At 43.0% G+C, this 19879-nt stretch carries 18 protein-coding genes; 10 read left to right on the forward strand and 8 right to left on the reverse strand.

Annotated elements, in window-relative coordinates; genetic code table 11:
* Positions 1 to 69 precede the first annotated feature (69 nt).
* Positions 70 to 1689 (reverse strand): CTP synthase, encoded by a 1620-nt coding sequence (locus DXB54_RS05395; protein ID WP_021937786.1) that lies wholly within the window; start codon positions 1687 to 1689, stop codon positions 70 to 72.
* 171 nt (positions 1690 to 1860) lie between these two features.
* Between DXB54_RS05395 and DXB54_RS05400 the strand changes: the two genes are divergently transcribed.
* Positions 1861 to 3678, forward strand: a complete 1818-nt coding sequence (locus DXB54_RS05400; RefSeq protein WP_118694455.1) for a metallophosphoesterase family protein — start codon at positions 1861 to 1863, stop codon at positions 3676 to 3678.
* An 85-nt stretch (positions 3679 to 3763) separates the two neighbouring features.
* Positions 3764 to 5152 (forward strand): MATE family efflux transporter, encoded by a 1389-nt coding sequence (locus DXB54_RS05405; protein WP_118694456.1) that lies wholly within the window; start codon positions 3764 to 3766, stop codon positions 5150 to 5152.
* Positions 5153 to 5207: 55 nt separating this feature from the next.
* On the opposite strand, the gene DXB54_RS05410 is transcribed toward DXB54_RS05405, so the two are convergent.
* The 4 genes from DXB54_RS05410 to DXB54_RS05425 all read right to left on the reverse strand — a co-directional run bounded on the left by DXB54_RS05410 (position 5208) and on the right by DXB54_RS05425 (position 8678).
* Positions 5208 to 5858: a manganese catalase family protein gene (locus DXB54_RS05410; protein ID WP_118694457.1), complete on the reverse strand. Its 651-nt coding sequence runs from the start codon at positions 5856 to 5858 to the stop codon at positions 5208 to 5210.
* Positions 5859 to 6134 carry a spore coat protein CotJB gene (locus DXB54_RS05415; RefSeq protein ID WP_243104743.1) on the reverse strand — a complete coding sequence of 92 codons (276 nt, stop codon included), beginning with the start codon at positions 6132 to 6134 and terminating at the stop codon, positions 5859 to 5861. It abuts the gene before it with no gap.
* The gene (locus DXB54_RS05420) at positions 6131 to 6397 is read right to left on the reverse strand and encodes a spore coat associated protein CotJA (RefSeq protein ID WP_021937781.1); all 267 of its coding nucleotides are present in this window, start codon (positions 6395 to 6397) and stop codon (positions 6131 to 6133) included. The genes DXB54_RS05415 and DXB54_RS05420 overlap by 4 nt, the downstream gene beginning before the upstream one ends.
* Before the next feature lie 133 nt (positions 6398 to 6530).
* Positions 6531 to 8678 carry a Tex family protein gene (locus tag DXB54_RS05425; protein WP_118694459.1) on the reverse strand — a complete coding sequence of 716 codons (2148 nt, stop codon included), beginning with the start codon at positions 8676 to 8678 and terminating at the stop codon, positions 6531 to 6533.
* Between the two features lie 240 nt (positions 8679 to 8918).
* Here DXB54_RS05425 and DXB54_RS05430 point away from each other — a divergent pair, with 240 nt between their 5' ends.
* Complete coding sequence (locus tag DXB54_RS05430; protein ID WP_021937779.1) at positions 8919 to 9488, forward strand: HD domain-containing protein; 570 nt, start codon at positions 8919 to 8921, stop codon at positions 9486 to 9488.
* 74 nt (positions 9489 to 9562) lie between these two features.
* Here DXB54_RS05430 and DXB54_RS11970 read toward each other — a convergent pair whose 3' ends face one another.
* A complete protein-coding gene (locus tag DXB54_RS11970) occupies positions 9563 to 9712 on the reverse strand; it encodes a hypothetical protein (RefSeq protein ID WP_021937778.1) in 150 nt (49 codons plus the stop codon).
* A gap of 296 nt (positions 9713 to 10008) precedes the next feature.
* Between DXB54_RS11970 and DXB54_RS05435 the strand changes: the two genes are divergently transcribed.
* The 3 genes from DXB54_RS05435 to DXB54_RS05445 all read left to right on the forward strand — a co-directional run bounded on the left by DXB54_RS05435 (position 10009) and on the right by DXB54_RS05445 (position 13142).
* The gene (locus tag DXB54_RS05435) at positions 10009 to 10686 is read left to right on the forward strand and encodes a uracil-DNA glycosylase (RefSeq protein ID WP_118694460.1); all 678 of its coding nucleotides are present in this window, start codon (positions 10009 to 10011) and stop codon (positions 10684 to 10686) included.
* A gap of 83 nt (positions 10687 to 10769) precedes the next feature.
* Positions 10770 to 11384, forward strand: a complete 615-nt coding sequence (locus DXB54_RS05440) for a histidine phosphatase family protein (protein WP_021937776.1) — start codon at positions 10770 to 10772, stop codon at positions 11382 to 11384.
* Between the two features lie 99 nt (positions 11385 to 11483).
* Positions 11484 to 13142: a 2-isopropylmalate synthase gene (locus tag DXB54_RS05445; RefSeq protein ID WP_118694461.1), complete on the forward strand. Its 1659-nt coding sequence runs from the start codon at positions 11484 to 11486 to the stop codon at positions 13140 to 13142.
* 126 nt (positions 13143 to 13268) lie between these two features.
* Here the strand turns inward: DXB54_RS05445 and DXB54_RS05450 are convergent, their stop codons facing one another.
* Entirely contained in the window at positions 13269 to 13691 is a 423-nt protein-coding gene (locus DXB54_RS05450; protein WP_021937774.1) for a CBS domain-containing protein, read from the reverse strand.
* A 474-nt stretch (positions 13692 to 14165) separates the two neighbouring features.
* Between DXB54_RS05450 and DXB54_RS05455 the strand changes: the two genes are divergently transcribed.
* On the forward strand, positions 14166 to 15278 hold the full coding sequence (locus DXB54_RS05455; protein ID WP_118694462.1) for a hypothetical protein: 1113 nt from the start codon (positions 14166 to 14168) through the stop codon (positions 15276 to 15278).
* On the opposite strand, the gene yyaC is transcribed toward DXB54_RS05455, so the two are convergent.
* On the reverse strand, positions 15247 to 15819 hold the full coding sequence (gene yyaC, locus DXB54_RS05460) for a spore protease YyaC (protein WP_021937772.1): 573 nt from the start codon (positions 15817 to 15819) through the stop codon (positions 15247 to 15249). The genes DXB54_RS05455 and yyaC overlap by 32 nt on opposite strands.
* 210 nt (positions 15820 to 16029) lie before the next feature.
* On the opposite strand from yyaC, the gene DXB54_RS05465 reads away from it, so the two are divergent.
* The 3 genes from DXB54_RS05465 (at position 16030) to DXB54_RS05475 (ending at position 19528) form a co-directional block, all read left to right on the forward strand.
* Complete coding sequence (locus tag DXB54_RS05465) at positions 16030 to 17313, forward strand: LysM peptidoglycan-binding domain-containing protein (RefSeq protein WP_118694463.1); 1284 nt, start codon at positions 16030 to 16032, stop codon at positions 17311 to 17313.
* Positions 17314 to 17462: 149 nt separating this feature from the next.
* Positions 17463 to 18830 (forward strand): DUF5711 family protein, encoded by a 1368-nt coding sequence (locus DXB54_RS05470; protein WP_118694464.1) that lies wholly within the window; start codon positions 17463 to 17465, stop codon positions 18828 to 18830.
* Positions 18830 to 19528: a CvpA family protein gene (locus tag DXB54_RS05475; RefSeq protein WP_118694465.1), complete on the forward strand. Its 699-nt coding sequence runs from the start codon at positions 18830 to 18832 to the stop codon at positions 19526 to 19528. Before DXB54_RS05470 ends, DXB54_RS05475 begins: the two co-directional genes overlap by 1 nt.
* The last annotated feature ends 351 nt before the right edge of the window (positions 19529 to 19879 follow it).

The raw sequence follows: 19879 nt of genomic DNA on the forward strand, positions 1-19879 counted from the left end.
TAATTCTAAATCATTTTAAAATCTTTTGAATTATTTTACTTCCGTGTCATTACCACGTCTAATTTTACTTTATCTTTCTTCCGCATGCTTTAATGAGGCAGAGATAAATCCCCTAAACAGTGGATGTGGCTTGTTTGGTCTTGACTTGAACTCAGGATGTGCCTGGGTTCCGATGAACCAAGGATGATCAGGTATCTCGATCATCTCAACGATATGCCCGTCAGGAGATAGACCGGCAAGCTTCATACCATTTGACGTGAGGGCTGATCTGTAATCATTATTTACCTCATATCTGTGTCTGTGACGCTCATGGATAAGTTCCTTGCCATATAATTTATATGACTTTGATTCAGGATCAAGCTTACATGGGTATGAACCAAGTCTTAAGGTTCCTCCAAGATCAGTAACTGCATGCTGGTCAGGCATGATATGGATCACCTGATGGAATGAGTCAGGATTGAACTCTGAGCTGTGGGCGTCGTTGTAACCAAGTACATTTCTTGCAAATTCCACAATAGTAAGCTGCATACCAAGACAGAGACCAAGGTATGGAACTTTGTTTGTTCTTGCATAGTGTATTGCGGAGATCATGCCCTCAATACCCCTGTCACCGAAGCCGCCCGGAACTATGATACCGTCAACGTCGGCAAGCTCGTCTTTTACATTTTCATCATTTATGGTTTCGGAATCCACCCATTTAATATCAACAACGGCGTCATTTGCAGCACTGGCATGCTTTAATGCTTCAACCACTGAGATATATGCATCGTGAAGAGATACATACTTGCCGACTAAGGCAACACGTACCTTTTTGTGGGCGTTCTTCCATTTATTTATCATATTTGTCCATTCAAGCCAAGCTGACTCCTCAGGTGGAACACATGGAAGGTTCATGCACTTGCATACCACATCAGCTAACTTCTCCTTCTCCATGGCAAGAGGTACTTCGTAGAGAACCTCAACGTCAAGGTTCTGGATTACATTCTCACTTGGCACATTACAGAATAGTGCAATCTTGTCCTTTATATCCTGATCAAGAGGAAGGTCTGAACGGCATACCAGTATATCAGGCTGGATACCCATTCCCTGGAGACTCTTAACACTGGCCTGTGTAGGCTTTGTCTTAAGCTCGCCTGATGCCTTAAGGTAAGGGATGAGAGTAACATGGATCATAATGCAGTTCTCAGAGCCAACCTCATGCTGGAACTGTCTTATAGCCTCAAGGAACGGCTGGCTTTCGATATCGCCTACGGTACCGCCGATCTCGATTATTGCAATTTCAGTTTCTGTAGCATTTGGGTTTCTGTAGAATCTTGACTTTATTTCGTTAGTTATATGAGGAACAACCTGAACGGTGTGTCCGCCAAAGTCACCATGTCTTTCCTTCTGGAGGATGCTCCAGTAAACCTTACCGGTGGTGACATTAGAATTTTTATTAAGACTTTCATCTATGAAACGCTCGTAGTGACCCAGATCAAGGTCTGTTTCAGCTCCGTCATCGGTGACGAATACCTCACCATGCTGGATAGGATTCATGGTTCCCGGATCGATATTTATATAAGGATCAAACTTCTGGCTTGTAACCTTGTAGCCTCTCATCTTTAAAAGACGTCCCAATGAAGCTGCTGTTATGCCTTTTCCCAAGCCTGACACAACTCCACCAGTAACAAATACATACTTAACTGGCATGACTAATTCCTCCTGTATTACTATATATTTACCCATTAAAAAACATTGTCCATTATAGAATAGTGATTTTTAAAAGTCAATGAATTGTAGAGGACAATAATTAAAGGATGATTATGAAAGAAAAATGTGTTAAAATGTTAAAAAAATTAAGCTGGTAAATGAGGATAAGACGTGAGATTTATACACATTTCGGATGTTCATCTGGGCATGGAGCCGGACTATGGCATGTCCTGGAGCGGTGCCAGAAAAGAAGAAATAGAACATTGCCTGTTAAGAATAATCGAATATGCGAATACCCATAAGATAGATTTTATATTCATTTCCGGGGATCTCTTTGACGGCAGGCCTGATATGGACAGGCTTGAATCGGTGGATGAACTGTTTATGAAGCTTCATCACACCTGCGTTCTCTATATAGCGGGAAGCTCTGACTACATGGATCAGTCTTCGGCGTTAAACAGCTATGAGTTTAAGGCTGATGTTCATGTACTGGGAAGCCCTGTTGATAAGAGGGGGACTTTTTCCTGTGTAAGACAGGACTATGCAGATATCAACACAGACTGTCTTTATTTTCCCGAATACGATCTTGATGTGTACGGCGTAAGCTGTTTTAAGAAAACTGCAAATGTTGATCCGCTTGAAGACATAAAGGTCTGGAACAGGAACAGGACAAATGTGCTGCTGGCATACGGAGGCTCCGGCAAAAACCGTCCTTTGGATTTTGCTGCCCTTAAGAAGTCAGACTTTGATTATATCGCCCTTGGCATGCGGCACAGATATGATGTTATATGCCGTGACAAGATCATTTACCCCGGATCTCCGGAGCCTCTTGATGAGTCCGCTACCGGAAGACATGGTTTTGTTCTTGGATATATAGAGAATGGCAGGACAGGGACAGAGTTTGTGTCATTTTCAGACAGGGAGTATAAGACCATAGAATATCCTGTTCATCGTTTCAGTACTAATGATGAGGTAAAGGATGACCTGAAACGTATGCTTTCAAAGGAAGGCAGCGGCAATATATACACCATAAGGCTCGTGCGTCTTGACGGCTGTGAGGAGAATTATGAGCTTTCGGAGGCACTTAGGGATTTCAATATACTCCGTATTGAGGGGGAGGCATTTGTAAGAACCGATTACGACCGGTATATGAAGGCCAACACATATAATGGTTTCGGCAGGTTGCTTGAGGCCATGAACTCAGCAAATCCCCTTGAGAGCGATGGGGTGAAGCTGGCTGTTGATATGGTGATAGAGGAAAGCGGTATAAATTACAACCACAATGCCAGGATGTCGGACCGTCAGTATGATGATTCAAATAATATGGTGAGAGCCAGACTTATGGCAAGGAAGGACAACCTTGAGAACAGCCATGTAATGAAGGATTACAAGGCTGCTGAGGAGGATTACAGGGTAAATCCTGATGTGCTTGATAAGCTGAACAATGCCTGGACTGAGGAGCGTAAGGCGGTGCTGGCATATAAGACTGCGGCTCATGCCGTGGAACAGATAGAGAAGGATCATAAGAGAAAGTGGATCAGGGTAGGGGTGAGAACAGCTCTTATCCCACTTATAATAGTGTGTGTTGTCTGTATTATCTACATGCCGGTTGCATATATGAGGATGACAAAGGGAGCCGTGTCCGGTGCCGCCGGTGTGATTCCTTTTGTGGGCTTTATGATATCGGCACTTTGCTTTGCCATAGGCTATGGAATATCCAGATACCGGGATGTGAGACGTAAGAAGCAGACAGGAAAGTCTCCGCTTAATCAGGAGATAGAGAATGCCAGAGTGCTCCTTGACATGTGGAATAAGAAAGTGGATGAGCTTAGAAAGCTTAGAAATGAATATCAGGAAATGGACAGAAAACGCCGTAATGCCTCTGATGTTTATTCTGAGAGCAGACAGAGGGCAGAGACCTGTGCCGGAGAGATCAAGAGGATCGATATTGCCATAAAAACCTTAAACGAGTACAAACAGGTACAATAAGTACATAAAGAAGATCGTAAGATAAGTAAATATATTTATAATGGATATACTAATGAACAGACAGACTAAGAGGTGACAGATAAAAATGAAAAAAACATCAAAGGGAAAGGTGAACCCTGAGGACAAGGTTAATTATCTTACCACAGCAGCTATACCGGGACTTGTCACGAGGATGGCAGTGCCTACTATAATAAGTATGCTGGTAACTACTTTTTATAATCTGATTGATACGCTTTTTGTGGGAAAGCTTGACAATCAGTCCACAGGAGCAGTAGGAATAACCTTTTCTGTAATGGCGATAATGCAGGCCTTCGGCTTTCTCTTAGGACATGGCTCCGGAAACTATATTTCAAGGAAATTAGGGGCGGGAGAGACGGATAATGCCAGGAAGATGGCAGCCACAGGCTTCTTCTCATCCCTGGCGGTGGGAATACTTATTGCCGCGCTTGGTTTCGTTTTTGTGAATCCTCTGGCTAAGTTTCTTGGATCAACGGATACAATGCTTCCATTTACAAGGAGCTACATGAGCATAATATTTCTTGGAGCACCCTTCATCATGGGCTCATTTGTACTCAATAACCAGATGAGATTTCAGGGCTGCGCCGGTTCCTCAATGATAGGAATAGTTACAGGAGCAGTTTTAAATACCATTCTTGATCCGGTACTTATATTCGTATTTGACCTTAAGGTGGCGGGAGCGGCCTATGCCACGGTTATCAGTCAGATGGTGAGCTTTATCATACTGCTGATAATGAATAAGAAAATGTGTGGCATAAATGTAAGGCTTAAGGATTTCTCCTTTGAGTTCTCATATTACAAGGATATGTTTAAGGGCGGTGTGCCGTCCCTGTGCAGACAGAGTATAGCCTCCCTTGCCACAATATGCCTTAACATTGCTGCCGGAAGGTACGCCGGTGACATGGCGGATGCAGCCATAGCAGCCATGAGTGTTGTGGGGCGTGTGGCTATGTTTGCCAATTCTGCCCTTATAGGCTTCGGTCAGGGCTTCCAGCCTGTGTGCGGAACCAATTACGGAGCAGGAAAGTATGACAGAGTAAGAGAGGCCTACAGATTCTGCGTGAAGACTGCCACAGTTGCGTTGGTTATCATGTCAGTGGCAGGAATAATATTTGCCGAGCCACTTATAAGATTGTTCAGAAATGATCCTGATGTAATAAAGATAGGAACTGTAACCCTTATTGCCCAGTTCGTAGCCTTTGTCTTAAATGCAAATACCGTTTTGTGTAACATGCTCATGCAGACCATAGGCATGACGTTTAAGGCGTCGGTCATAGCCATGGCAAGACAGGGGGTGTTCTTTATCCCACTGATATTTATACTGCCAAGGATATTCGGATTGCCGGGAGTTGAATACTGCCAGGCAGTGGCAGACGTATGTGCATTTATAGTTTCGGTGCCTTTCAGTATATCGGTGCTGAAAAAACTCGGAAAAACAGCCGGGAATCCAAGCTAGAATTCCCGGCTCTAAAGGACAGCCTTTACCCGGGAAACCGGGTGGCAGTAAAGCCTTACATCTGTTTCTCTTCATTCTCCTTGCACACCGGCTTTACGCAGCTTGCACTGCAGTCAAAGTCAGGGTTCATAGCATAGAAATTCTTCTCGCTTAACTTATCGGTCACAAGTCTTAAGCACTCACCGAATCTCTGGAAGTGAACAACTTCCCTTGCCCTTAAGAACTTAATAGGCTCATACACGTCAGGATAGTCCTTGCAGAGGCGGAGGATGTTGTCGTAGGTAGAGCGTGCCTTCTGCTCAGCCGCCATATCCTCATAGAGATCGGTTAAAGGATCTCCCTTTGACTGGAACTCGCAGGCATTGAAAGGAATACCGCCGGCTGCCATAGGCCAGATGCCCAGAGTGTGATCCACATAATATTTGTCAAAGCCCGAAGCCTTGATCTCCTCTATGGACAGATCTCTCGTGAGCTGGTGTATAATGGCACCGATCATCTCCAGATGGCCTAACTCCTCGGTTGCGATATCCGTAAGGGCAGCCTTTACATTATTATCCTTTACCGCATAACGCTGGGACAGATACCTTATGGAGGCACTCATTTCTCCGTCAGGACCACCGTACTGGCTTATTATGTCCTGTGCAAGCTTTGCGTTGGTTTCCTTTATATTTACAGGAAACTGAAGTCTCTTTTCATATATCCACATTTAACAATCACACTTCCTTTCCCATGGCCATGGACCATCTACCCAGTTGAAATAGTTGCTGTCATTTACCTGATACCTGTTTAAAGGACCGTACATGTTCACGTAGTCCTTCACAGCCTGATTTCTCATGGCCTTGTAGGTCTCGTATTTGCCCAGGGCTTTTTCACAGTGAGGGTGGGTGTCAAGGTACAGTGTCAGGTCATCAAGGGCAAATGTAACCTCGTCGATGAAGGTAAGGAGCTCGCCCTTATTCATTCTGTTCATGCCGTTGCTCATTCGTTGCCCCTCCTTCCGCAGAATATGAGATTTAATTCAGGAAACATAGTTCCCTCTTTAAGTCCCTTACACTGGTCATATAGCTGATCAAATTCCTGCATTTTCACAAAAGCCATTGCAAGGGCGGTGTCACAGGAAGACTTATTATCGTTGTCAGGAAGGCAAGGCTTAGGTATAGCCGGTTTAGGCTGTCTGCCGTACATAACATTTGCCTGCCGCTGATAGGTAGGACGGTTGCAATTACAAGGTTGATATTGATTCAAAAAAATACCTCCATATCATATACAGACTATATACAAATATCTGAAAATACCTGTATTTAGGCTTTTTTATATAATATGGAGGTTATTATTTTATGTGCAGAAATTATATACTGCAAATTCTGTCATATGGCTGTTACTGGATCCCCTTCATGGTAAGCTGGATACGCTTCTTGTTAAGATCAACACTCATAACCTTGACTGTTACGATATCGCCTACATTTACCACTTCCATAGGATGCTTGATGTACTTGTCGGACATCTGGGAGATGTGTACAAGGCCATCCTGATGGACTCCTATATCTACAAATGCTCCGAAGTCGATTACATTTCTGATGGTTCCCTTAAGCACCATGCCCTCGGTGAGATCCTTCATTTCAAGAACATCACCACGGAGGATAGGCTTAGGCATTTCGTCTCGTGGGTCTCTTGCCGGCTTCTCAAGCTCGTTGATTATATCTGTAAGGGTGATGGCACCTGTGCCGAGCTTTTCTGCCAGCTTCTTAACATCCGCTATAGACTTTCTGATATTCTTTATGCTTCCCGACTTAAGCTCTTCAAGGCTGTGGCCTGTCTCCTTGATAAGGGCAGTGGCAATGTCGTAGCTCTCCGGATGTACTGAGGTAGAATCCAGAGGATTTTTACCATCATTTATACGCATGAAGCCGGCACACTGTAAGAATGCCTTAGGTCCAAGCTTAGGAACCTTTAAAAGCTCCTTTCTTGAGGTGAAACGTCCGTTTGCCTCACGGTATTCAACGATATTCTTAGCCAGGGTTTTATTTATACCTGATATATGCTCCATAAGTGGGGCTGAGGCAGTGTTAAGATCCACACCTACCTTATTTACACAGTCCTCAACAACAGCGTCCAGGGCACTTGTAAGCTTCTTCTGGTTCATGTCGTGCTGGTACTGGCCGACACCTATGGCCTTAGGGTCGATCTTTACAAGCTCTGCCAGTGGATCCTCAAGACGTCTTGCGATAGAAGCGGCACTTCGCTGTCCTACATCAAAATTAGGGAATTCCTCTGTGGCAAGCTTGCTTGCGGAGTAAACAGAGGCACCGGCCTCGTTTACTATTATGTACTGGACAGGAGTGTCAAGCTCCTTTATAAGGTCTGCGATGATAAGCTCAGACTCCCTTGAAGCTGTGCCGTTTCCTACAGATATAAGGGAGATATTGTACTTCTTTATAAGCTGTCTGAGTATCTTCTTGGATTCCGCCACCTTGTTCTGTGGTGCGGTAGGGAAGATGACCTTGGTGTCAAGCACCTTTCCTGTGGCATCCACAACAGCAAGCTTACATCCGGTTCTGAATGCGGGATCCCAGCCAAGGACTGTGTGACCACTGATAGGAGGCTGCATAAGAAGCTGCTTGAGGTTTGTGCCGAATACCTTGATGGCACCGTCCTCGGCCTCTTCTGTAAGCTGGTTTCTGATCTCCCTTTCGATGGCAGGTGCGATAAGCCTGTCATAGCTGTCGGCGATGGCGGCCTTCAATACATCTGTTGTATATTTGTTGTCTCTTACGATGTTCTGTTTCTCCAGATACCCGATGATCTCATCCACAGGAGCTTCAAGCTTCACAGTAAGGAATTTCTCCTTCTCACCTCTGTTGATGGCAAGGGTCCTGTGACCGGTCATCTTTGAAACAGGAGAGGAGAAGTCATAGTACATTTCGTATACGGATTCCGCTTCAGGATCCTTTGCGGTAGAGATGAGATTTCCTCTTGCTGCTGTCCTTTCTCTTATGGACTTTCTGTAGTCTGCGTTGTCAGATATGTTCTCTGCGATTATATCCATGGCGCCGGCTATGGCGTCCTCTGCTGTGAGAACCTCCTTCTCTGCATTTATGTATTTGCCGGCTTCCTCCTCAAGAGGATGGTCAAGGAACTGGAGCATGATGATGTCCGCAAGACCCTGGAGCCCCTTTTCCTTTGCCACTGTAGCTCTGGTCTTTCTCTTCGGACGATATGGTCTGTACAGATCATCCAGTGCTACCATGGTCATTGCCTCGTCAATTGCCTTCTTAAGCGCCGGAGTCATTTTCTCCTGCTCGGTGATGGAAGCGATAACCGTTTCCTTCTTCTCCGCAAGATTTCTCAGATATGTAAGACGCTCGTCAAGGTTACGGAGCTGCTCGTCGTTTAATGCTCCGGTTGCCTCTTTTCTGTAACGGGCAATGAAAGGGATGGTATTTCCCTCATCAATAAGTTTGATGGCGGCGTCTACCTGCTCCTTTCTGCATTTTAATTCTTCTGTGATTATTAAAGCTATATCCATTATTGTACCTCTTTAGAAAATATATAGATAAGCCGGAAAGCTTACCGGTTTATTGGCGTTTGCAGATATGTGCACTGAATATCTGAAGCCTGTATAAGTATACAGAATTAACACAATCTTTTCAATAGAAGTCCTTGATATGAGACCTGATATGATATAAACTAGGGACATGTTACAGGCATTATTACATAAAGATTACATTATATTTGCGTGAAACTTACATGAAAGGAACAGACAGGGATGGGCGTATCAGACAGAATAAAGACCGCCATGGACATGGCAGAGAGATTTCATGAGGGACAGTACCGCACCGGAGCTACGGGCAAGGTTCCCTATTATCAGGAGCACATCCTTGGTGTGTATGGTATACTGAAGGACGAATTTGATGTGCAGGATGAAGACATTCTTATTATGGCGCTGCTTCATGATACTGTTGAGGATACACAGTGCACATATGATGACATTGAGAAGGCATTTGGACCGGATATTATGAACCAGGTGAAGCTTCTCACCAGAATAGATGGAGAACCCTTTTCAATTTATGCCAGAAGATTATTTGCAAATGGCGACTACAGGACATTTCTTGTGAAGCTTGCGGACAGGCTTCACAACCTGAGGACTATTGTATATATGCCGGACAGAAGATGGATAATGAAGAAAGTCAGACAGACCTATACAGATATACTTACGCCGATCCATGAGAAGATCAAGGGAGAGAAATCTCCATATAGGGATACCATGAAGAGGCTGGCAGACTGCATTGAGGATCAGGCAGAATATGTGACCAGATATCTTGAGACCCACCAATAAAAAAGGAGAGACCTGACGTCTCTCCTTTTTGTTGCTTTTATCTGTTGCTTCCGCACTGATAAATCATCCGGATATTACCATACAATGTGTCTCTTATTCTTGAGAAGCTTGCCGCCGCTTGCTATAACAAGAACTCCCGATACGATACCTGTAACAAGGATTATGACACCTACGGCGATATTAAGAGCACCGCATTTCTTCATTGTATTATATGCCTTCTCCATATTGTTTCTCCTTTAAATTAAAATCATATCCTGATCAAATCCCGATACACTATGCCAAGATTATAACATGTGTCAAATCTGCTTTCAATAGTACTTATTAATTATATAATGAGACATATCATACAGGTGGTGATAATGAACATAAATTATCATCGCCTTTTCATATTTTGCTTATAGGGGCTTATGAATCTTTACTTTTTGACAGGATGTGATAAAATTACTTGGTGACATAGGCAGGGGTATTCTGACATATCCCGAAACCGGTGGAAATCTTATATACATAAGGATGGATCATTATGCCTGCAATTTCGAATGACTGGGCGCCGGAGCTGGCACCTGAATACAAAAAAGAATATTATAGAAAGCTTTACAAATTTGTATGTGAGGAGTACTCCACCAGAGAGATATTTCCCCCGGCAGAAGATATCTTCAATGCTTTTCATCTGACCCCACTGGCAGATGTAAAGTGTGTCATAATCGGACAGGATCCCTATCACAATAACGGACAGGCCCATGGCCTTAGCTTCTCGGTAAAGCCGGGAGTTGACATACCGCCGTCTCTTGTGAATATATATAAGGAGCTTCATGATGACGTGGGAACATTCATCCCTAATAACGGATATCTTGAGTCCTGGGCGAAGCAGGGAGTGCTTATGCTTAATGCTGTGCTTACCGTAAGAGCCCATCAGGCGAATTCTCATCAGGGCATGGGCTGGGAACAGTTCACCGACGCAGCCATAAGGATACTTAATAAGCAGGATCGACCGATAGTCTTTATCCTGTGGGGCTCATATGCCCAGAAGAAGGCGGCATTTTTGGACAACCCTAATCACCTTATCATAAAATCTGCCCACCCAAGTCCGCTGTCAGCCTACAGAGGATTTTTTGGAAGCAAGCCCTTCAGCAGGACAAATGATTTCCTGATTGCCCATGGGGTAGAGCCTATAGACTGGCAGATACAGAATATCCGGTGACACAAGAGCTTCCATGTATCAAGCTATGTTGTTGCGGACACAGAAGTATCTTGATGATAAAAAGCTGATAAAGGAAGATTGCTATGGAGATTTATATAGTACGACACGGTGAGACCTTCTGGAATGAGAAGAAACTCCTTCAAGGAAGCACCGATATAGAATTAAATGAAAATGGAAAAAAACTGGCAGTACTTACAGGGGAAGCCCTGAAGGATACCAGGATAGACAGGATATATGCAAGTCCTTTAAAGAGAGCCTACGAGACTGCCTGCCTTATAAGGGGAGACAGAGATATTCCTATAATAAAGAATGATCTTATAAGAGAGATGAACTTCGGAGATTACGAAGGACAGAATGCCTCGGAGCTTCTAAAGGACGAAAGCCAGTCCTTCAAATATTTCTTCAAGAGACCGGAGCTATATACTCCTACAACCAATGGAGAGACTCTGGAACACCTGTGTGAAAGAGCAGGAAAGTTCATGGAGGAGGTTATAGAACCGCTGGCAGGTGATCCGGGTATAGAGAGGGTCATGATAGTTGCCCATGGTGCCATCAACAAGGCTATGATGATGCATGTAAAAAAGCACGGCATGGAAGCCTTCTGGTCAGGCGGACTCCAGAAGAACTGCAATGTCATAATACTGGAATATAACAATGGCAGCTACAATATTATAGAAGAGACAAAGACATTTTATTAAAATCCGCAGTAAGTAATGGTATATCTGAAAGAATATCATGAAGCAGCATTTTTGGTAAAAAGTTTACATAATACAATTAACAGGAAAGGACAAATTATAATGAAGAATTACGAACATTATAAGAGAGGCTACTACATGCCTCCTGAGAAATCAACAGACTGGGTGAACAAAGAATACATAGACAAGGCTCCTATATGGTGCAGTGTTGATTTGAGAGATGGTAATCAGGCACTTATCGTTCCGATGAACCTTGAAGACAAGCTTGAATTTTTCAAGACCCTTGTTGACATTGGATTTAAGGAGATCGAGATCGGTTTCCCTGCTGCGTCGGAGACAGAGTATGAGTTCTGCCGTACCCTTATAGAGAATGACCTCATTCCTGATGACGTGACCATACAGGTGCTTACCCAGGCGAGACCACATATCATAGAGAAGACCTTTAAGGCAATAGACGGTGCGAAGCATGCTATTGTACATCTGTACAATTCCACATCATTTGCCCAGAGGCAGCAGGTATTTAAGAAGTCAAAGGAAGAGATATTAAAGATCGCCGTTGATGGTGCCAAGCTCTTAAATAAGATGGCAGCAGACTACGGGGTGAATTATCCCTTTGAATATTCACCTGAGAGCTTCACAGGTACAGAGATAGACTATGCTCTTGAGGTATGTAACGCGGTTATCGAGGAGTGGAAGCCTACACCTGACAGAAAGGTTATCATCAATCTTCCTGCAACAGTTGAGATGTCACTTCCACATGTATATGCAAGCCAGATCGAGTACATGAGCAAGCACCTTAAGTACAGGGAGAATGTAGTTCTTTCCCTTCATCCACACAACGACAGAGGCTGCGGAGTTGCTGACGCAGAGCTGGGTATCCTTGCAGGTGCGGACAGAATAGAGGGAACATTATTTGGAAATGGTGAGAGAACAGGTAATGTGGATGTTATTACCCTTTGCATGAACATGTTCACCCACGGCGTAGATCCAAAACTTGACTTAAGCGATATTCCAAAGCTTACAGAGTTATATGAGAGAGTGACCAATATGCATGTTTACGAGCGTTCTCCATATACAGGAAAGCTTGTATTTGCAGCATTCTCAGGCTCACATCAGGACGCTATCGCCAAGGGCATGAAGTTCAGAAAAGAGCAGGGAGACGGCATGTGGACAGTGCCATACCTTCCTCTTAATCCGGAAGATATCGGAAGAAAGTATGATGGCGATGTAATAAGAATAAACAGCCAGTCAGGAAAGGGCGGAATAGGCTACATCCTTCAGACAAAGTACGGCTTCGACCTTCCTGCCAAGTTCAGGGAAGATCTTGGATATACAGTAAAGGATGTATCAGATAAGGCTCATAAGGAGCTTTCACCTAGAGAGGTTCTTGAGATATTTCAGAGCACATATGTTAATATTGAAGCTCCTATCAAGCTCCTTGAGAATCACTTTATCCAGAGAGATGGTATATCCACAGAGATAAGCATTGAGAGAGAAGGCGTTAAGAAGGTATATCACGGACATGGTAACGGACGTCTTGACGCTGTAAGTAATGCTATCAAGAAGCATTTTGAGATAGACTTTAAGGTTGTATGCTATGAGGAACATTCCCTCCAGATGGGCTCAAACTCCCAGGCTGTTGCCTATGTTGGAATAGAGACAGAGGATGGCACGGTATTCGGTGCAGGTATAAAGGATGATATCATCGACGCTTCAGTACAGGCGCTTATAAGTGCTGTCAACAGAAGCGGAAAGATATAATAAGTTATATATATTAAAAGAAGTGTAAAAAGGCTGCGGCACTTGTATGTGTCGCAGCCTTTTAAACTTTTTACCTTTTAAATTTTTAACCTTTGGATCGCGTCCTTTTTTGAACTTTTTTACTTCTTAGTTATCAGCGGTATTGGTGTTCTTTAATTTCTTGTAGCAGTAGCTTATGATATCCTTTCTTGTGACGATACCTATAAATCGTTCGTGGTCATCCACTACAGGGACAAAGGTCTGAGCCATGGCTCTTGCTATAAGATCCTCCATATCGGAATTGATGGATACGGAAGCATATTCGAACTTCTTTGGTATCTCATCCAGATGTATGGTCTCTGCCTCATTGATCTTTCCTATGCCTGCCTTCTTAAGATACCAGAGTATATCACCCTCAGTGATGGTACCCACATATTCTCCGCTTTCTGAGAGGATAGGTATGGCTGAATACTTATGAACCTCCATCTTCTCCAATATCTGTCTTAAGGAATATGTATCCTCAATGTAAGCTACCTCACTCTTAGGTGTAAGAAAAAATAATATATTCATGTTTGTAATACCTCCTGGTCTTCTCGGTTGTGTTTTATTGTTTTATCGTTTTGATATCCAATGATCAATATCCCATAATTTATAAGCCCATCTGCTCATTATTATAAATGAAAAGGTATCTTACTTCAATTCAAAAGCCCCACTATAATTATTATCTTTTTATTAAGATTTGTGTCAGGTTTTATATAAAAATTGACATGCAGCGTCAGTCCTAATTTTAAATGGGCTGATGATCAATGAACAGAGAATACAAAACAGAAGTAAAAGCAACAATATATATGGTATATAAAGCATAAGCTTTAAATAAGAAAATTTGTTGAAAAATATACGAAAATGCTGTTAATTTTCATCAATTAATAAAGTTGTTGAGTAATGTAAAAAAATTTGATATGATTATATAAAAGTGTAGAAGTATGTCTAAAAAGCTATCTGCCCCAAAAAGCAGATAATTAAAATGGAGGAATCGGATTCGCTATGGGAAATGTATTTGAAGGAGATGAACAGTATCTTATCAATGCCCGTAGGGCTGTGACTGATCTTGAGGATGCCAAGGATGAGCTTGATACCCTGAAGGGTAATCTAAAGAAAATGCAGAGAATGGTAACCCAGGAAGAAAAATCCATAAACGATGAAGTCGCAGATACTATTAAAGAGAGAAAAGAACAGATAGCCAGTTCTTACGATAAACAGCTCGATGTGAACAGTGCCAAGATAAGGCAGGTGCAGGGCAAGAAGGATAGGAAAAAGAACCAGCGTATGCAGGCGAGGGTCGCAAATGAAACTGCTGATGTCAGGGACGAGATAAACAGGATAAAGGCTAAGATAAAGACAGTATACAAGCAGAACGGAGTGCCGAGGATATGCAATACCAGTCTCTACTTCTGGCTGTTCTGCCCGAAGGGGGCAGATGAAATGTTAAGACTTCTGTTGGTGCTGATCGGAGCCTGTGTTGCTTTTCCACTGGTGATGATATATGTGTTTAATAAGCTGGTATTTGCACCGGGAGATCATCTGGCGGCAGATATCCTTTTGTGGGCAGTGATCATAATAGGAGAATTTATAATCTACTTCATAATATTCAACCTTACAAAGGTGAGACACAGGGATACTATCCTTGAGGGACGAAAATACAGAGACAAGATTCGTGCCTGTGAGAAGCAGGTGGACGCTATTACTAACAAGATCTACAAGGACAAGGATGAGAGCGTTTATAATCTCCAGAAATATGATGCCAAGATAGATGCGTTGGAGAAGGATGGCGATAATATAAGCGACCAGAAGCTGACCGCCCTTAACCAGTTTGAGAACAACACAAGACAGGTTATCGAGGATGAGATAAGGGAACGCAGGAACGGCAAGCTCCAGAACTATCGCACAGAAGCTGAGAAGCTTGAAAATCAGGTGGCTTCTCTTGAAGACGCGATTTCCAAGCTTGAGATGGAGATCACTGACAAGTACGAACAGTTTCTTGGCAAGAAATTTCTTGACGAAGAGAAGCTGTCAGACCTTATCGCTATAATGGAGGATGGCTCAGCTAAAACTGTATCCGGTGCCATTAAGGTATACATGGGTCAGGATGAGGAGTAACTGCCTGGCATATGCCTTCGCAGATGTATTCCACAAGCTTTATAACGAAATATAACCTGGTATTTAACAGGAGGGCGCCGGCGTCTCTGCCGGACACATTAACTATTCCGGTAATAGATATATCACCTATTGCCGGAAGTTTTTTATTTACCCCTATTCCGGGAAATATGTGTGAGTCTGACAGGGTTACAAGCCCCACATCATTTTTCTGCCCAAGGGCAGCGTCTATGGCGATCACCAGAGGGTGTTCATATTTTTCATACAAATGCTTAAGGGAGCTGCGTATATTCAGGGCATGGACCGGCTTCGCAAGAGTACCGAACACAGGTATGTCCGGGATATTCTGTTTCATAAATGTGCCACACATGGGACCCAGTGAGTCTCCTGTGGCTTTGTCTGTTCCTATACAGAAAAGGACTATACAGTCATAGTACTTGTCTACATGCGCAATCATATCCCTAAGTCTTAGACCGAAGGCTTCGCTTGCGGGATCAGAATTTCTGTCGAAATAATAAGTCTGGCTTAAAGAAAAATCCTTCATCTTATTCTCCTATATAGTCTTATACATTAGAGTATTAACTAAAATTTGGAAGTTTACACATTTCGTATTAAATATTCATACAAAATACAGTGGGGACACACAATATGTCTTATTGTGGAATAAAAAAATATAAAGAAAGCTCTTGCCTGCGACAGAATTTGATAAATAAAAGCCTTGTTCAATGCTATCATCATCCAAAGGAGTGATGGCATGATTGAAATAGTGTATGATAAAAACTCTGCAAATGATGACACAAAGGCAAAAGCAGGATACGTTGTCCCTAAAAATATACGACAGATAGGAAATACCTCAGGCTCTAAGAAGATATACATAGAAGATTATGTTATGACATATCTGAGAAAGATATCCAAGCCGGCAAATACATCCCTTAGGGGAGCCATACTGTTGGGAGAGGTGTACAAGGATGAATATGGAGAGGCAATATTCATCAGCGGAGCAGTGGATGCCCAGAATATAGAATTTGACGTGAACCAGATTGAGTTTACAGATCAGATATGGAGCAAGATATACGGAGAGATCAACAAATATTTCGAGAAGCTGAAGGTAGTGGGATGGTTCCTGTCCAGAATGGGATTTTCTATAGCTGTAAATGAACGGATAGAGAAGCTCCACCGGGAGAATTTTCCCGGAAACGATACAGTTCTTTTTATGATGGACTCACTGGAGTGTGAAGACGGATTTTATATCTGGAACAAGGGCGGCTTAAGTCTTGCCAAGGGATATTACATATATTATGTAAGAAATGAGCTTATGCAGAATTACATAATAAGCAGGAATTACGGCACAACTGAGAGCAAAGAGGACAAGACCCTTGTTAAGGATGCCACGGTAGTCAGGAACTTTAAGGAGATAAACGAGGGAGTTGAGAATAGGCGAAAGCTTGAGAAGAAGGCAGCAGTAAGCTTTAAATTTCTATTCCGGGGAGTGGCTGCATTTGCCCTGGTGGCTGCGGGAGCCTCGGTTGCCGGCGGATACGGAAGAATAAAAGAACTTGAGAACCAGGTGAGTTACTATGAGTCCCGGCAGAGCGGAGACAGCGTGGCAGTATCTGCAGAGGATGAAAAAGGAAGTGGCGGTACCGGCCGCGGCACAGCAGGCAATTGGGGTTCAGGGCAGGCCGCGGGTGCGGACGGACAGGCTTCATCCGGTACTGAGATGACGGAGACAGGTAACACCGATGGCATTTCGGAGAACGATGGGAACACAGAAAGTATCACGGGAGAGGCAGTAGAAGAAAATGCAGGCACAGAAAGTAAAGGCAGCTCCGGCAAGGAGGGCACGGAGGGTGTGCCTGCAGCCACTGTGGATGACAGAAGCGTAGTCTATGTAATAGAAGAAGGAGATACACTTATGAGTATATCCATTAAGATGTACAACTCACCGGCATATGTGGACAGGATCATGCAGGCCAATGATTTAAAGGAAAATGACGTCATATATGTTGGACAGAAGATAATCATTCCGGAGCTGTAGCTGCCCGACGGAAATTTTTAGTGGAATGATTTGCACACATATAGTATAATGTACCCTGTGAAGTACCGGCACGAAATGGAAATGACGAATCTGCGTCTGCGCAAAAAGGTAAAAATCGTGCCGTGCTATGTCATGTGAGAGGAATTAATATGGAAAAAGATATTGATAAACAGCAGGAAGAGGAAAAAGAACAGCAGCCGTACAGAGGAAAAACAGCAAAGAAAAAGCTTCCCCTGTTACTGGCAGGTTTAAAAAAACGCAGGAAAAATACCTCCGGTGGGCAGGAGACATCACAGGATACAGACGGCAATTCAGATAACAGTGATGGTCAGGATGACAACAAGGTTATAGAGGTGGTTCCTACACTGTCTAAAAAGCTGGTGATTCTTATCACGGTTATTGTTGTGGTTGTGGTTGTGTTTGGGATAATATCCATAAGACATGCCATTGCCAACAGGGAATATAAGGGCTATGAGGTGTTACAGTCGGTTGAGACTTCGGGCGATAATATAGCGGACTATATACAGTATGGCAACAGCGTGCTTAAGATCACAAAGGACGGAACCTCATACATAGATAAAAACGGCAATACCATATGGGACTGCAGTTATGCCATGAAAATGCCTAAGGCAAAGGTCAGTGGTGACTACGCAGTAGTTGCGGACATGAACGGAAGGGATGTATACCTTTTTGATAAAACCGGCAAGTGCAGCAACCAGACCCTTAATTATGATATATCAAATGTAGATGTGGCAAGCCAGGGAATATATGTTGTGGTGCTGGCAGGGGTTGACTGCAACTATATAAATGCCTATGACAAGAACAGCAACAGTGTATACGAGATGAAGACCTCCATTGAGAATAGTGGATACCCTCTTGACGTGTCACTGTCTGAGGATGGCAAGAAGCTCTTCACCAGCTATGTGCAGATATCGGGAACCGCAATGCCAAATTATCTAGCTGCCTACAACTTCGGTTCCGTAGGTAAGAACGAGAATGCTGACAGACTTATGAGCGGCTTCCAGTTTGACAGTACAGTATTTCCACTGGTGGAGTTCCTTGACAACAATACAGTGGCATGCTTCGGTACAGACAGGATAGAGCTGTATACCATGTCCGAGAAAGCCAGCGAAAAGGCAGAGATAGACCTGGGTGATAAGGAGATGCTGGGGGTATTCTACAACCAGAATTACCTGGGATACATATCAGCAAATAACAGCGGTAAGGACAAGTATACCCTCTATGTATATAATACAAACGGCAAGCTTGAGAGCAAAACGCCGATAAACAACAGCTTTACCAAGATATATGCTACAGAGGAAGAGATAATAATAGTAGGAGACTTTGACTGCAGCATATACAGGATGAACGGAACAAAGAAGTTCCAGACTACATTTAACAAGAGCCTTGTGAATATTGTGCCTGACGGTAACAAGAACGAATATATAGTTATATTTGAAAATGAAACCCAGACAATAAAGCTCAAGGGCTCAGCAAAAGACAGCGGTGACAAATAATGAATATAGTATTTTTAATAGTGGCAGCAACCTTTATATTGTTTATGTTTATAGGCTATAAAAGGGGGCTGTTCAGAAGCGTAGCCAGCACAATAGCTATTGTACTGGCTGTTTTTCTTACCAGTGCCATCTATCCTGCGGTGAACCGGGCTTTATGTGATCACACCAGACTTGATGACACCATAAAAGAAATGATAATAGAAAAGTTCGATCTTAAGGTGGAGAAAGTGGATCTGCCCAAGTCCGTCCAGATGGAGAAGCTGGATGAGATGAACATTCCGGAGAGTGTGAAGGAGCTTATAATAGAAAACAGCAACAAGACCACATATGCGGAAGCCGGGGTAAATGGCTTTTTTGACTTCGCCGCACAGTATCTTACCAATATGGTCATGAAGGGAATAGCCTATGTGCTGACCTTTTTTGTTATAATGTTGTTTTTAAGTATAGGTATAGCTCTGTCCAATATAGCCACAGGTATACCTATTGTAAATGGTATAAACAAGCTTGGAGGCACACTGTTTGGTATGGCACAGGCATTTCTTGCGGTATGGATATTCTTCGTCCTTATCACTATGATGTCTGCGTTTGACTGGGGCTCATTCCTTATGAAATCAGTGGAGTCAAGCAGCCTTTTAACCTGGATATACGAAAAAGATATTTTCCTGAAAATAATTGTTGACATTCTAAAGATTGTTTAGTATTATATCACTTGCGCAGTCGAAAGACGCCGATCTTCGAATCAGGCCTGAGACATAAACGCAAAGGAAAATAAAAAAGTTGTTGACAGATGCTTCTAAATGTGATAACCTATACAGGCTGTCGCAAGTGAGAAACACAAACGACAACAAAACAAAATAAAAAAGTTGTTGACAAACGGTTTTAAATGTGATATCTTGTAAAAGTTGTTGCGAACGAAATCGTGAAGCGACAAAAACAAATGAACCATGAAAATTTAACAACATGACAACCCTGAAATTTCTTATAAAATTTCAAGAACGTTGGATGGTAAAACATCAACAAACCAATAACAGTAAAAAAGGTTAGGAAGA

The organism is Coprococcus sp. OM04-5BH, from assembly GCF_003482105.1.
Lineage (GTDB): Bacteria > Bacillota > Clostridia > Lachnospirales > Lachnospiraceae > Coprococcus.